At 37.6% G+C, this 14,390-nt stretch carries 17 protein-coding genes and 1 other RNA gene; 2 read left to right on the forward strand and 16 right to left on the reverse strand.

The genetic code is table 11. From position 1 onward, the window contains the following. Nucleotides 1-45: 45 nt before the first annotated feature. From VCM44_RS00205 to VCM44_RS00265, 13 genes are all read right to left on the reverse strand, one after another. Nucleotides 46-231: a hypothetical protein gene (locus tag VCM44_RS00205; protein WP_114706185.1), complete on the reverse strand. Its 186-nt coding sequence runs from the start codon at nt 229-231 to the stop codon at nt 46-48. A gap of 191 nt (nt 232-422) precedes the next feature. Next, nucleotides 423-617, reverse strand: a complete 195-nt coding sequence (locus tag VCM44_RS00210) for a hypothetical protein (RefSeq protein WP_334677715.1) — start codon at nt 615-617, stop codon at nt 423-425. Nucleotides 618-630: 13 nt separating this feature from the next. Beyond that, complete coding sequence (locus VCM44_RS00215) at nt 631-2,262, reverse strand: RHS repeat domain-containing protein (protein WP_114706182.1); 1,632 nt, start codon at nt 2,260-2,262, stop codon at nt 631-633. A 90-nt stretch (nt 2,263-2,352) separates the two neighbouring features. Beyond that, complete coding sequence (locus VCM44_RS00220; protein ID WP_114706181.1) at nt 2,353-3,243, reverse strand: type II secretion system F family protein; 891 nt, start codon at nt 3,241-3,243, stop codon at nt 2,353-2,355. Between the two features lie 16 nt (nt 3,244-3,259). Then, nucleotides 3,260-5,506 (reverse strand): ATPase, T2SS/T4P/T4SS family, encoded by a 2,247-nt coding sequence (locus VCM44_RS00225; RefSeq protein WP_334677716.1) that lies wholly within the window; start codon nt 5,504-5,506, stop codon nt 3,260-3,262. After that, nucleotides 5,506-7,032 carry a pilus assembly protein N-terminal domain-containing protein gene (locus tag VCM44_RS00230; protein WP_114706179.1) on the reverse strand — a complete coding sequence of 509 codons (1,527 nt, stop codon included), beginning with the start codon at nt 7,030-7,032 and terminating at the stop codon, nt 5,506-5,508. Before VCM44_RS00230 ends, VCM44_RS00225 begins: the two co-directional genes overlap by 1 nt. Then, nucleotides 7,032-7,847, reverse strand: coding sequence for a Flp pilus assembly protein CpaB (gene cpaB / locus VCM44_RS00235; protein WP_114706178.1), 816 nt, complete (start codon nt 7,845-7,847; stop codon nt 7,032-7,034). Before cpaB ends, VCM44_RS00230 begins: the two co-directional genes overlap by 1 nt. Before the next feature lie 103 nt (nt 7,848-7,950). Continuing rightward, nucleotides 7,951-8,466, reverse strand: coding sequence for a hypothetical protein (locus tag VCM44_RS00240; RefSeq protein ID WP_334677717.1), 516 nt, complete (start codon nt 8,464-8,466; stop codon nt 7,951-7,953). Further along, nucleotides 8,467-8,988, reverse strand: a complete 522-nt coding sequence (locus VCM44_RS00245) for a hypothetical protein (RefSeq protein WP_334677718.1) — start codon at nt 8,986-8,988, stop codon at nt 8,467-8,469. Beyond that, the gene (locus VCM44_RS00250) at nt 8,981-9,289 is read right to left on the reverse strand and encodes a hypothetical protein (protein ID WP_114706175.1); all 309 of its coding nucleotides are present in this window, start codon (nt 9,287-9,289) and stop codon (nt 8,981-8,983) included. The genes VCM44_RS00245 and VCM44_RS00250 overlap by 8 nt, the downstream gene beginning before the upstream one ends. Further along, nucleotides 9,259-9,765, reverse strand: a complete 507-nt coding sequence (locus tag VCM44_RS00255; protein ID WP_114706174.1) for a prepilin peptidase — start codon at nt 9,763-9,765, stop codon at nt 9,259-9,261. The genes VCM44_RS00250 and VCM44_RS00255 overlap by 31 nt, the downstream gene beginning before the upstream one ends. A 6-nt stretch (nt 9,766-9,771) precedes the next feature. Then, nucleotides 9,772-9,984, reverse strand: a complete 213-nt coding sequence (locus tag VCM44_RS00260) for a Flp family type IVb pilin (RefSeq protein ID WP_114706173.1) — start codon at nt 9,982-9,984, stop codon at nt 9,772-9,774. Between the two features lie 90 nt (nt 9,985-10,074). After that, complete coding sequence (locus VCM44_RS00265; protein WP_114706172.1) at nt 10,075-10,266, reverse strand: Flp family type IVb pilin; 192 nt, start codon at nt 10,264-10,266, stop codon at nt 10,075-10,077. A 234-nt stretch (nt 10,267-10,500) separates the two neighbouring features. Between VCM44_RS00265 and ssrS the strand changes: the two genes are divergently transcribed. Then, nucleotides 10,501-10,674, forward strand: a non-coding RNA gene (gene ssrS / locus VCM44_RS00270) — 6S RNA. Between the two features lie 79 nt (nt 10,675-10,753). Then, the gene (locus tag VCM44_RS00275; RefSeq protein WP_114706171.1) at nt 10,754-11,284 is read left to right on the forward strand and encodes a hypothetical protein; all 531 of its coding nucleotides are present in this window, start codon (nt 10,754-10,756) and stop codon (nt 11,282-11,284) included. A gap of 2 nt (nt 11,285-11,286) precedes the next feature. Here VCM44_RS00275 and VCM44_RS00280 read toward each other — a convergent pair whose 3' ends face one another. From VCM44_RS00280 to VCM44_RS00290, 3 genes are all read right to left on the reverse strand, one after another. Then, nucleotides 11,287-12,267, reverse strand: a complete 981-nt coding sequence (locus tag VCM44_RS00280; protein ID WP_133296891.1) for a sugar nucleotide-binding protein — start codon at nt 12,265-12,267, stop codon at nt 11,287-11,289. A gap of 97 nt (nt 12,268-12,364) precedes the next feature. Next, nucleotides 12,365-13,198 carry a flagellin N-terminal helical domain-containing protein gene (locus VCM44_RS00285; protein WP_114706169.1) on the reverse strand — a complete coding sequence of 278 codons (834 nt, stop codon included), beginning with the start codon at nt 13,196-13,198 and terminating at the stop codon, nt 12,365-12,367. Nucleotides 13,199-13,441: 243 nt separating this feature from the next. Next, nucleotides 13,442-14,290, reverse strand: a complete 849-nt coding sequence (locus VCM44_RS00290) for a flagellin N-terminal helical domain-containing protein (protein WP_114706168.1) — start codon at nt 14,288-14,290, stop codon at nt 13,442-13,444. Nucleotides 14,291-14,390: the final 100 nt, after the last annotated feature.

Consider the following 14,390-nt stretch of genomic DNA (forward strand, 5'->3'; position numbering starts at 1 on the left):
ATAAGGAGTGTGGGTAAATTTTTGAGTTTGGTATTGTTGTGCTTCTTACTGTCCTGTTGCAGAAGATGAAGATGAAGAAGTCGAGCCTGAAGCTGCTGGAGCTGCACTCTCAACGCTTGCAACGCTATCACTACTTGCATACATTTCATCACAATTCGTTTCAGTCTCAGATAGAGCTAATACGTTTGTGGCACTTAAAACTAATAAAAATACTAATGTTAACTTTTTCATAATTCCCCCATTATGGTTGTGTGTTTCTATGTCTTATATAAAGCAAGGGAAGTGCCAACTTTTTCTATGTAATATTAGATAGTTAAGAGTGTTCTAGGTGTAGATTTTTATACAGTGATCACTTTTTAGTCAAAAAAAAGGCCCTCTGATAAAGAGGGCCCATTCATTATAATAGATTTTAATAACTTCTTTTACTGACCATCACCTTTCGCAGATGTATCTGTTTGAGAACTTTCTCCAGACTCAGAGTCAAGAGTTAAGCAGTTATCACCACTTTCACACTTAGCCTCGTTATTATTTGCATCACAAGGAGTTGGCCCCTCTGACATTTCTGCTTGAACAGAAAGAGTACTCATAAGAAATAAAACCATTAATAACTTTTTCATATATTCCCTCCAATTACATATTTAAGTTAACACCAGCAGGCTTAACAATTGCTAAAAGTGATTGGAAGGCCCTTGTTACTTGTAAGGCCATCTTATGTCCTGCTTTAGACTCTACTTTTAAAATTTCGCCGTAGTTATCATATTTAACATTGATCTTACCAATTTTATTCATAGTAATCTCAACTGGCTTACCTTGAGCATTGTATTGGAATTCAAGTGCTCTTTTCTTCTTTGTTTTCTTATTGTAGTCCATCATCTTAGAGATACGACCTTTTGAATCATAAAGAAGAACAACTGACATACCTTTTGAGTTGTTAGCTTTCTTTAGGTTACCTTTCTTATCATAATCAAATTCAGTCCAACCTCTTGAATTAACAACTTTTGTGATCTTCTTAAACTTCTTGTGGTAATCAAGTTCTACAAAGTCACCTCTTGAAGAGCTCTTTTTAACAAGTAGTCCATCTTTGTTATATTCAAAGTTTGTAACATGCTTTCCTCTTTTAATTTGCTTTGGAAGAGAACAACATTCTGTATAAATAGTTTCAGTCTTAAGTCCATTAATTACAGTAAGAATACGGTAAGTGTAATGAGACCCGTCTGGTTTTTTCTTAATTTCATACTCATAACGGTTTACAACTTCTTTCTTAGTTGGTGATTTCTTTGCAACTAAAGTCCAGTAATGGAAATCTGGATTCTTTGGATTACTTTCATATGAATACTTAACAACCTCACCACTTCTTTTTGTAAGTTCTTTTACAAATTGTGTTTTCTTTTCATAATCAATTTTTTGGAAAGTACCATCTTTATATGTAATCTTCGTCATGTTGTGATTAGCATCGTAATCATATTTAAAGTTGTTTCCAGAAACATCTTTTGCTTCTTTTAAGTTATAAGCTGAATCATAAGTATAAACAGTTTTCTTTCCTGCACCTGATTCAACAGACTTTACAAGTCCATTCGGGTACCACTTAAAGAAAATTTGCTTTGCCATTGAATCTTTAATTGATTGAAGAGTTCCAGCTTTTGAATAATCAAGTCTTACAACATAACCATTCTTATCTTTAACTTCGATAAGCTTACCATCTTCATTGAAATGGTTCTCTTTACCATCATTATACTTTCTAATATAACCCTTTCTAGTTTTCACAACCTTTTGAAGACCGCGAACATTCGAGTAAAGTTCTGTTCCTACAGCAAGGTTTGAAGAAACATTGAATTTCTTAGCATACGCTTGTCTTAATTCAGCATCATTTGTTAGCTTCTTAACAAGAGTACTTGCAACTGTAGTTGAAAGCGATGTTTTCTTTCTCATCACATCCACAATCTTTTGTGCTGCTGCCTTAGGATCAACGGCCTGTCTTGGTGTGAAGCGTGTTTTTGCACCTGACCCATTTTCATGAATCGTTACTGACCCATCTGCCGAAACAACTAAATGTGTTTCATAGTCAGAACCCCAACCATAACCAAACCATCCCTTTCCAGGAGATTTTGAATTATAAGTTCTTTCAATAACGAGATCGTTCCCACCACCAGGCACAATAATGTCCGTGTACGTGATGTAGAAGTTTCCGTTCTTCAAGTTCACACCAGCAATCGATGCCAGCGAAAACAAACATAGTACTAATAACTTTAAACTGATTCTCATGACGTATTTCCTTTTTGGTTTTAAAGAATCCTAAATTCTCTCCCTAGATATATCGGTATCCAATAACCAAAACTTAAACATATATTAACTTTATTCCTTGATTTTTACGATTTGGAGGATAATGTAGGTCCCAATACCGTCTAAAATACATGCGACTACAAATAAGACAATCCCTATTGGTGTCGAAAACATCTTCGGTAATAGACTTGGGTCATTTGATGAGAAAATAGCTAGAATGACAAAGGGCATGGCCGCAATAGTCAGTCCTTGGAACTTTCCCTGGGCCGTAGCAGTATCAATTTTCTGCTTTAAACGAATCCTTTCACGAATAACAGAGACGATAGTGTCAAAAACTTCGGCAAGATTACCACCTGTTTCGCGTAAAATATTAACACTTGAAACGAACATATCATTGTCTTGTGTTGGTACTCTAGCTGCCAAGTTTTCGAAGCACTCTTCTAAAGTTACCCCTACTCGGTTCTGTTGAAGGATTACACCGAACTCTTGAGAAATAGGTGGTGGCATCTCATCCACAACCATTCCTAAGGCCTGTGGTACAGATAAACCGGCCCTAAGACCATTAGATAATAGAGTTAGGCCATCGACCATTTGATTTTGGTAATCTGTAACTCTCTTATTGACCATATAGTCGACAATTGGCTTTGGTGCCTTAAATCCGATAAAACCGAGGATTAAACCTACAAATGCACCGATTCCCCATTTTCCAAAAACACCAAAAATAAGTAGTGTCAGTGTTCCAAGTCCAAAAGATAAGGCCAAAAGAGCATATGTGACATGCTCAGGTTTTACATCAATAAAGAGTAATTCAAACTTTTCTAAAATATATGTACGCGTTCCGAAAGTCTGCTTCTCGATGAGGTCAAAGATCCCTACTGAATAGCGGTAACAAAATAGAAAGAAGATAAGACCTATGAAGGCTATCATTCCATTTCGACCTAATAATTCAATAAAGAAACTCATTGTTTAAACCTCTACCTTAAGCTTTCTTCTTCACCGGTGGGACACCTGGACGCTGTTGTGGTTTACCTTGCGGTGGTCTTTGCCCTGGCTTTTGTCCCTTTTGTGGTGGACGATTCCCAGGGGCCTTTGGCGGTGCTGCCGGCTTTTGTCCTGGCGCTCCTCCACTAGGAGTATTAGAAAATAAACCTCGTGGGATATTATAACCTTGTCTTTCTAGTGTTTCGATAAACTTAGGAATAAATCCTGTTGCTTGATGGGATCCAATAATCTTCCCATTCTTATCAATATCTTTTTGTTGAAATAAGAAAATATCTTGTAGTGTTACGACATCACCTTGGATTCCACCTATTTCTGTAATATGGGTAATCTTTCTTGAACCATCATCAAGTCTTGATGCTTGAATAATAAGGTGAACGGCATTAGCAATCATATCGCGAATGGCCTTTGGTGTAAGTCCTGCTCCTGCATATTGAACAAGGGTTTCAATTCTTCCAATACACTCTCTTGGATTATTCGAGTGAACTGTTGTAAGCGAACCATCGTGACCTGTCCCCATGGCCTGTAACATATCAAGAGTTTCACCACCACGACACTCACCAACGACAATTCTTTCGGGACGCATCCTCAGACACTGCTTAACGAGACAACGAATATCAATTTCACCATCACCTTCAAGTGACGGAGGTCTTGTTTCAAGTCGAACAACGTGCTCTTGAGGAAAACTAAGTTCGGCAGAGTCCTCACAAGTAATGATACGCTCGTTTGCTTGAATAAAACTTCCTAAAACATTTACAAGTGTCGTCTTACCAGAACCGGTACCACCAGAGACAATAATATTCTTATGCCCTTCAACGGCAATTCTCATAAAGTCGGCCATGTTCTGAGTAATCGACCCGTATTGCACAAGGTGCTTATGAGTTAGCCTTTCTTCAGGGAACTTACGAATTGTAATACAACACCCATCAATGGCAGAGGGAGGGATAATAGCGTGAACCCTTGAACCATCATGTAATCGAGCATCAACATATGGAGTCTTCTCATCAATACGACGACCAATAGGTGCTACGATTCTTTCAATTACATTTAGAACTTGTCTATCATTGGAAAAGGTCACTTTTGAAAGCTTAACCTTCCCATCTTCTTCATAATAAATTTTACTAGGGCCAACTACCATAATCTCAGAAATAAGTGGGTCAGCAAGGAGATCCTCTAAAGGACCAAGACCTAGAGCCTCATCCAAAATCTCCTTAACAATACTATTCATTTCATCGCGATTATTAACAATTCCCTTAGTATCTTCTTTACCAAGAAGCTCAATTACAATTTTCTTTGTTTTTTCTTTTAGAATAATTTTAGCTTTAGGATCGTTATCATCATCTTTTGAGAGATCCATCTCTTCGACAAGGGCCTTATGAATTCGAAGTTTTAAATCTCTCCATGAATTGGCCTCTGCACCAGTTGCTGATCGCTCTTTCTTTACACCCACACCCGATGGTTTATTTAGCTTAGCAAGCTGATTGAGAATTCCCTTACCATTAATAGTACGAGTTAACTCGATAATACCTTTAGCAAAAGCACTATTTTTTGCTGCCAGCATGATTGGCTTCTTTTGATTTAATGCCATTGCACAAGTTTGATCATCTTTTGGAACTTGAGCTAATACTGGCCTTCCCACAGACTTACCTGCAACATCAGCAGAGACAGGATGACCTTTTTGTGCCTGATTAAAAACAAAGTGAATCATCTCTTTTGGAAACATCATGGTAATCAGTTCTGAAACCATGCGCTTTGTTTGATTAAGTGCTAAAAGATCCGGTGTAATAACCACAAGAATCATTGTAGCGTGCTCTAAAGCTTTAGCTGTTAAATCATTAATCTCAGTTCCCACATCAATTATCGTAGTGGGATACATATTTTTTGCAGCTTTTAACACCTTACCAGCGTTATCAACACTCATCCCTTCGGTTGCAACGGGATCATTTGGTAAACCAATATAATGAACACCACTTGGATGCATATTAACGAATGGTTGGAAGGAGCGAGGATCGATATTCCCATTAAAACTGAAAAGATCTTTTAAGTTCTTATTAGTCTTTATTCCAGTTAGAAGATTTAAATCTCCACTGGCCTTTTGATCAAAGTCCAATAAAAGTGTTTTTGAGCGTTTTTCACCACTAAAAGCAAATGCTAAATTCGTGGCGACCTGTGACTTACCGACACCGCCTTTACCACCAATAACTGCTATAATATGACCTTCGGCCATTATGGCCCCCTCTTTCTAAACTTTCTTTTTATATCCTCAGTTCCAGTTGATGCACTTTCAATAATCTCAGGAGTAATAAAAACAACAAATTGTTCCTTTGACTTTGAGACATCTTTTGAACGGACAAATGAGAATAATGAAAATGTCTGAACTGATGAGTCAGAGTCATCACTCTGAGTACTTGAAACACCATCTGGCGGATCTTTATCGTATTCTGTTGCTGTCTTATTAATGGAAATACCACCTACAACAGCTGACTCTCTTGATTTAACAATCAACTTTGTATCTAATGAATTTGTTTGCTTATCTGCACCTTGTGAAGAAGAAACACCTAGGACAATATCGAGATTGATCTTCTCTTCCTGAAGAATCTTTGGTGTAACGTCTAAGTTAAAGCCTGCTTCAATTACTTTTGCCTGTTGAAACTCTCCAGTACCTACCGCAACATTTCGTTCTGAGCCTTTAGAGAGCTTGGCTTTTTCACCATCTTTTGTAATCACCATTCCAGATTGAACGATACGTGCATAGCCAGCGGCCTTAGCAGAACTTAGCTTAGGAAATAATTGATTTATTGTTCCTCCGAAGTTTCCACTTGAAGAAGTTGTAATTGTTCCCCCGTTTTCACCACGGCCAAAAATGATCTGACCACCAGTGGTTCCAACGCTTGGATTCCACTTAAAGCCAAAGACTCGATTATAGTCTTTAGACAACTCGACGAATTGAGCTGTAATCTTAATAAGCTTTGAAGGCTGAGGTGGTTGTGGTTTTCTATTAATTGCAAGAAAGTTTTTAATAATTTCATCACGACCCAACTGTTGAACCGAGTCAGTACGTCTTGCTAAACTCTCAATACGATCCGGTAAATAAGTGGCCGCAATTTTCACAGCAAGAGCACTTTCTTCTTCTGAATTTACAATCCCTTCAAGCAGATAAGAGTTATTAAAAAACCTAACTGTTACATCTTTTAAATTATTACGACGTAATCCTTCTTGCATTTCTCGAGAGATAATCAAATAGGTTTGAGGTGAAACTTCAACTAAGTTTTTCACATCAGGGTAATCTTCTAATACTTTTACAATTCGACCAATATCACCTGGAACAATGATCTTTCCTTCAACAAAGACTTTTCCTCCACGAAGGTTAATTTCAAGCCCTTCAATTGGCCCTAATTGCTCTTTAATTTCAGAGATAAGTTTTGACTTTTCTGTTGCTGTTACCGTAACAAGGTATCTCTTTTTGATAGCACCAAGGCGATCTCGAACTGTCACGGAAGTAATACCAGGAGCCTCACCTTTTAAAACAAGCTCACTAGTTCCTGCTGCTGTATTTACTGGTTGAACTTTTAAGATTCTTTGATTTGCAACTTGAACACTTCTTGAAGTAATACGAAAGTCTATTGGAAGTACTTTATCAATACCCAGAACAACTTCGACTTTTTCTTCTTGTACACCAATACCTGAAGAGCTTTGCTGCGCAAAGCTCATAAAAGTCATTGAGAATATGATTAAGATTTTAAATATATACATTAATTTTTCTTCTTATACTTTTCATTAAAGTAAGCTCTTGCCTCGTTACGATCTGCATCTGATAAAATATCGTATAGCCTTGTTCCTTCAATTAGCTGTTTCTCTCCATCATTAATATTTCTTAAAGTTAAGATCGGTTTATTTGATTGGAAGAGATAAAGATGTGTTAGCTTTTGTGCTTGGAATGGACTTAATTCAAGCGTTACTGTTGTATAATTTGAATAAGTATTAAGCTTCATTTTTCGAACGACATCGGCCGTCTTCACACCAATGAGTGGAATATTATTAGATACACTTTTACCTGTTGATAGAACTCTTACGTCTTGTAGAATCGTTACAATTTTTTGACGATCCATTCTCGCTCCACCAGTGTAATCCATTGGTGCAAGTACATCGACACGATCACCTGGACGAATAAGTTTTCCTACAGAACTTCTTTCATCAACTTGAAATGCGATGGCCCTCATACCAACAGTAACTTCTCTAGAAAGTCCAGTACTCTCTCCTGGATAAGTTACACGAGGTTTTGTGATTTGCTCCCCTTTTAAAATAGGAACAGTGGCAATTGTGTTTTCAATTTCTTTAACTGTTTTAAAACTTCCAGGTGCTAAGAACTTCTGAGGAACAGTTACAATCGAAACCTTCGTTTCATCCAGTAGATCGAACTCTCGAATATCTTCTTTTGCAACGAGAACAGAACTCATTGTTCCGTACTTTTTAATTAGCGCTGACTGCTGGTCTTCAATATATGTATGGACCATAAACATTGCGACCATTGCAATAACTAGGGCCAGGGTAAAAGCTCTTGTATTCATAAAACATCCTGCTTTACTTAGTTAAGTAATCAGTTAATATTTTATCAAAAAACAAGGAGTTGGTGGCCAAGAGGCATTTTTGGCTACTTGAAGAGAGGTAATTCTACTTGAAATTACACGACGAATTTAGTGTGGCAATACCAGGATCTGTATTTCTAAATAAAGCATCACCTGTTTTATTAAATGTTTCTCCGCAAACACCAAATAAAGTGAACACTTTTATACATGTCGTATCCTCTGGATCCCCTCTATCTTGACAATTTTCCTCAGCTGCTGGGGCCCATGGCAGTGTTGGGATTTGAAAAGTAGGAGCTATCGGACTTTCTCCACCAGCGCCACCCATTTCATCACTCCAACCAATCATAAAATTACCAAGTTCACTTAATGTTCCATTTAGTCGATTAATATCGAATTTTCCGGCTGCATCAGAGTTTCCTCGCATAATATAGAAAGTATAGGTACGAGCTGCTTTATTGTGATTTATTGCAGTGTTAATGGAGTTACCGATTGTGATCATCATTACAACTAAGTAGAGAAGAATAGGAATAAATATCATGGCCTCAAATAATGCCTGACCTTCTTCATTGTTGAATATGTCTTTATAGCTATTCTTCTTCAATTAACATCCATTATCGTAAATTGTTGTCAGTGTACTCGAACAATTTCCAGCGCCACTTGCTGTCGTAACTTCTGAAAACGACTGACAAACACGAACTAGGCATTCTCTAATCGTGGGCTCTTTTCCCAAAAATGATTCAATACGAAAGCTCATATCGATATCACCTGTTAAAACCTTCATTAGAGAAAACTTTGTTTTATAATCGAGGTAAGTTCCTGTTAAAAACCAGTCCGTTGTTTGTTTAGAGTTGAACTTTAAAGCACATTCAGGACCACAATTAACAACATTATAAGATTGAAAAACCTGGTTTGCCTTTGAGCGTGCTAAGCTATCACCAGGTATCTTATTATCTGCAACAAGGTATGCACGAGAGGCCATAAAATTTGCATATTGTAGTAAATAAGAATGCGTAAAGTTTAGGCCAATTTTAGCAAACACAAAGAAGAAGGCGATCACAAAAGTGAATGTCGATAAGAATTCAATCGTCGACTGACCTTTATTATTCTTTGATAACTTATTCATTATAAGGCTCTCTTGGTGAGAAGAAATGCGTCTGCCCTTTTGCTTCATTATAATATAATGGGTGTCTTGGATTTGAATAATTGCTTCCATAACCATCTACAGTTCCCTTCGTTCCATAACGAGCAGAGTACTCCATTGATCTTGCAAGTGTCCCAAACATACCTTCACCAATCATGTCCTGAAAGGCATCGCTTTTAAATATAGTCATGGCAAAAGTCGTGACGACAACAAAGAGCAGAATATACTCTACTGTTGATTGCCCCTTCTTATTTAGAAGTAAATGAGTTCTTTTATTTTCCATCCTAGAAAAATCCATGAAACTAGTATAACAGGAGCAAATGCAAATTTCTTCCCAAATATACGTTTTATCTGAAACAGGTTACCTTCTTTGAAAGCCTTTACTATAAAATCCCAATTCTTGAGTATATTAGTAATAAATACGGATAGCCCCACAATCACTGTAACAACGGCCAAAGAGATGAATGCTTGTTCTTGAATTTCAACTGGAATAATAAGAAACAAACTTGCTAGATATTTCGAGTCTCCCCCTCCCATTATCTTTAAAATAAAAAGAAGAAAACCGGCACAAAATATCCCCAATGGAAAAAGAAAAGTTTGAACACTTAGGTTATAAGAATTTGGAAAGAAGAATAACAACACAATAAAGAGAAAGATATTTCCAATTGACCATGCATTGGCTATTTTTCTTGATTGAATATCAATATAAGAAATATAAATTAATTGAACGAGAAGAAAAATAAAAACACTAACTGGCATATCGAATTACTCATTTCCATTTACAAAAGGTGAATGCCAGCAACCTCTTGGGCATGCTCCAGTAGAGAGTTCTTGCGATAAATGAAATGCAAAACTTTTAAAGAAGCCAGTAGTATACGTACCAATTCCTCTTGCCATAGCAATAGAAATTCCCGCAAAGAAAGCTAAGATAAATATATACTCGATTAAAGCCTGACCGCTTTGTGACTGACGTAACATACTTAATATTTTACATTAAGTACGACTTTGAAGTTGGTGAGAAAGATTTTCCTCCGCTCCCTAGAAGAAACTGGGGAGCGGGGAAATATATTAATTACCGCCTTGGAGATCTTGCAGTAGATTAGATGTATTACCAAATACACCATCTGTAAGCTGTTCAATCCCTTGAGAAGCTTTCTCTCTAAACTTCATAACTAACATCGCAGCAACAGCAACAAGTAAGATATACTCTGTTGATGTTTGACCTTCTTCGTCTTTAAGAAACGCTAGTAAGGTTTTCATTGTTGCACTCCTTTCAATTAACCCCAAACGTGGGGACAAAACTCAGTAACTATCTCAACTTTTCGGCTGAAATGGCCCAGAGCTTTAACTTTTCTTAAGTTTATTTTAACACCTCGCGTTCACAGGGCCTAATATTTTAGGTTTATGTTCATAAATAACTGAAAATACTATCGTCAAGGTGATTTAAATGTGCCTATTTCTGTTGCCGTTTACAAATTTCGGGTATAATTTATGGGTGAGCTAGATGGGCATCTATAAAGTTGTTTCGCCCTACAAAGCTTAGAAAGGAAGCGGTCACTGGTTACGGTGAGCAGGCCCATGAATCAGTGGGAAGCCTAAAGTGATTATCACTGCATCCACCTGTCACATGACGGGCGGAAACTTTCAAATCGCTCATCTAGCTCATTCACATCTCCAAAATGCCCTTTATTATTACGCATTTCAAAAAAATCTTTTCAAATCGCCAATATCTAGTAGAATTTAAGTTATGGATATTACAAAATTCGAAAGAAACACGGAAGTATCAACGAAATGGATCGAAAATCTCGCTCTTGAAGAGATCAATATGGATGAGAGCGGTGTCGTAAGTTTCAATGATCATTTAAACCCAGCTTTTCAGCTAGAAGAGTCATCTGTTAATTTTATGAATAAATTAAGAGATCTCTTTGAGATCTATGTCCATAAATTCAATGAATATCGTGGTGACACTAATACGATTAAAATCTTTAAGATTGCTAATACGATTAATGACTTCATGATCTATCGCAACTCACTACGTCTTATTTTTGCTAGAAAGTCTGATGATTTAATTTCAATTGGGTTCTTAGCAAATGGAAAAGACATCTTTAGTGCCAGAATGAGTGAATCGCAAAACCACGGAGCAGGAAATCTTCACGAAATTCGCGCTCATATTGGTCCTTTTAATCAAATTACATGGCGATTTGAGAATGAAGAAGTTAATTGTGATGCATTAGTGAAGCACTACCTTAGTGAATTCATAAAATTATCTGCAAGATAGACTTAAATATAGTTGATTGAATCCTTAGACTCTGATGCTTCTTTGTTATCAGCAAGCGTTCGCATTTTTTGCGCAGAATACTCGAGTGATTCTTCGACCGTTGGAAGTCTTAAGTGAAGATAGCCTTCGGCATTGGCAATATTCATATTAAAGTTTAGATAACCACTATGATTATCTCCAACTTTAGCACTGCTCATAATCGGATAAGGCCATTTTCCTGAGCTAATTAACTTTGCAGGTTCGTGAAACTTTTCACAATATAGCTTTCCAAATGCATAGGTCGACATAAAGTCAGATGAGCTTATTTGCAATAATCTATTTTTAAGCTTTCTTTCAATACAGATTTTTATAACCATCCCTAAGTAGTCCACATCGAGAAAGCCTGTCTTAACATAATCATCGAGCTCAAACTCCTCTCTCAAATGAAGCTTATACTGTATCTTTTCAAAGAGATTTCTTCGAGTGTGCACGCCACCACGACCGTATAGTCGACACACGCGAAAGATTAAATAGTTTAAAGATGATTTTTGAATATAAAACTCAGCAGCTGCTTGAGTCTTTCCATATGTAGTTGTCGCATCAGGAATATCAAGTTCCATATATTCATCAGACTCACCAGAGAAAACAAAATTGGAAGAAAGATAAACAACTTGAGACTTATATCGCTGACAAGAATCTGAAACGTTAAATAGACCACTCGTATTCAATGCGTCGGCACTTCTTTCAGAAAGTGCGCAATCTACAATTGACGACTTCCCTACCGCATATATAGTGATATCTGGCTTAAAAGTATAAAGGACAAGTTGAACTTCTTGCTTATTTAAAACATCACAAGGCAAAGTCGTAATTCCCCTGATTGATACGGGGTTTTGACAATATGTCCCCACGACCTTGTAGTCTCTTTTAAAGAATTCTGCTAAAGATGATCCTACAAAAGAAGAGATCCCAAAGATTAGAATAGTCTTAGGTTTAAGTTCACTCATAGTCTTTATTATAAGGGTAAGATGAAAAAATTGATAAGTAGAAATAAGAGGAGGCAACTATGTCCTATTCAGGACCATAGTCGCCTATATGATTGATTTATCCAATTAGTTTTAATGCCACATTCGGCACTTGGTTTGCCTGTCCAAGAACAGAGGCTCCCGCCTGAATAAGAATGTTATTTTTGGCCATATCTGCTGTTTCCTTGGCCACGTCCACATCTCTTATTCGCGATTTAGCTGCACTTAGGTTCTCATCGCTAATTCCCAAGTTGTTAACAGTTGACGAAAGTCGGTTTTGGAGCGCACCCATATTTGCACGCTGTCCGTTGATTTCAACCAACGCATCATCAAGTTTCTTAAGAACGGATTGAGATCCTTCTTTAGTTGCGATACTGTCAGCGGCAAGCCCAAGAGCGGTAATTGTTGCGTCTGATCCTGCTGCGTCGTACGTGAGTCGATCGAGCGTTGGATCATTGTGAATCCCGACTTGAAACTCAAGTCTACCACCTGTTCCATCCAGTAGCTGAACTCCGTTAAAGTTAGTCGACTTAGCAATTCTGTCGATCTCTTCTTTAAGCTGTTGGAATTCGATGTCTGAAAATGATCGTTCAGTATCACCGATCGTGTCAGAGGAAGTCTGCACTGCAAGCTCTCTAAGACGAATGATAATATTTGATACTTCATTTAATCCACCTTCTGCTACTTGGACAAGAGAGATAGCATCGTTTGCGTTTCTCTTTGCTTGCCTCATACCTCTGATCTGTGCTTTTAAGTTTTCACTAATTGCCAGTCCAGCGGCGTCATCACCGGCCCTCGTAATACGTTCACCTGATGATAGTTTTCTTAAGTTATCTCCAACTCTTTTATTTGTAAGTGACATTGCTCTTTGTGCTGCGATTGATGCCACATTTGTATTAATTCTGATTCCCATGATTAGTCTCCTTCAATCATCATATAAACCTCCTGTTTGATAATTGAGCGTCCAGCTCAATAAATTCGTTAATAATTAAATAATGCTTCTACGGATAAACCAATCATTCCTCTTGTATTGTATTAACAAGCAAATCAAGGTTGCAGTCTGTCATTGCTTTTACTTAGCTATCCAGTAGTTTGCATATTGACTCCGTTTAAATTAGTTTTAAATCACTTTGCCATCCGGCGATCTCAGGGTTTATTACCCTTGAGATGCTGCCTGGATTAAGCTTAGTGCACTATTTGTACTTGTGTTCGCTTGCGCAAGAACCGAAGTACCGGCAGTCATTAAAATATTTTGTTTCGTTAAGTTTGCAGTTTCTGCTGCGACATCTGTGTCTCTTACACGAGAGTTTGCTGCACTTAAGTTTTCAATCGACGTTGCGATATTGTTTACCGTTGATTGAAGTCTGTTTTGAAGGGCACCAAAGTCTGCTCTAATACCAGAAACTGAAATAATTGCTTGATCGATTGATGATAGAGAGTTCTGTGCAGAAATCTTATCAGCAACTGATGCAAGGTTAAGACCTAGGGCAGCGACGTTAACATCTGCTGATGAAGCGTCGAATGTTAGACGGTCAGATATAGGGTCATTACGCGTCCCGATCTGAATATCAAAAACTGCACCTGTACCATTTAGTAGTGGTACTCTATTGAATTCTGTTGAGTTAGCAATACGATCAATTTCTGATGTAAGTTGCTCAAATTCAACGTTAAGAAACTTTCTTTCTGTTGAACCGATAGTATCCGAAGCGGCTTGTACAGACAGTTCTCTAAGACGGATTAGGATGTTTGAAACTTCCCCTAAAGCCCCTTCAGCAATTTGAACTAAAGAGATCCCATCTTCTGCGTTTCTTTCTGCTTGTCCAAGACCTCTAATTTGTGCCTTTAAGTTTTCAGAAATCGCTAGACCTGCGGCATCGTCACCTGCTCTGTTGATTCTTTGACCTGATGATAATTTTTCTAGAGATTGTTGCATACCAAGACGTGTTCCACGTAGGTTCCTCTGTGCGTTTAGAGATGCAACGTTCGTGTTAATTCGTAGTCCCATTCTATCCTCCTTGACTGGGTACCGACAAGATTCCTTCCTGTCAGTCAGCTGAAATCCATACAGCTGTACAATTGTTACAACTCCTTATCGCTAGAAATAT

It is taken from the genome of Halobacteriovorax sp. DPLXC-1, assembly GCF_036903125.1.
Classification (GTDB): domain Bacteria; phylum Bdellovibrionota; class Bacteriovoracia; order Bacteriovoracales; family Bacteriovoracaceae; genus Halobacteriovorax_A; species Halobacteriovorax_A vibrionivorans.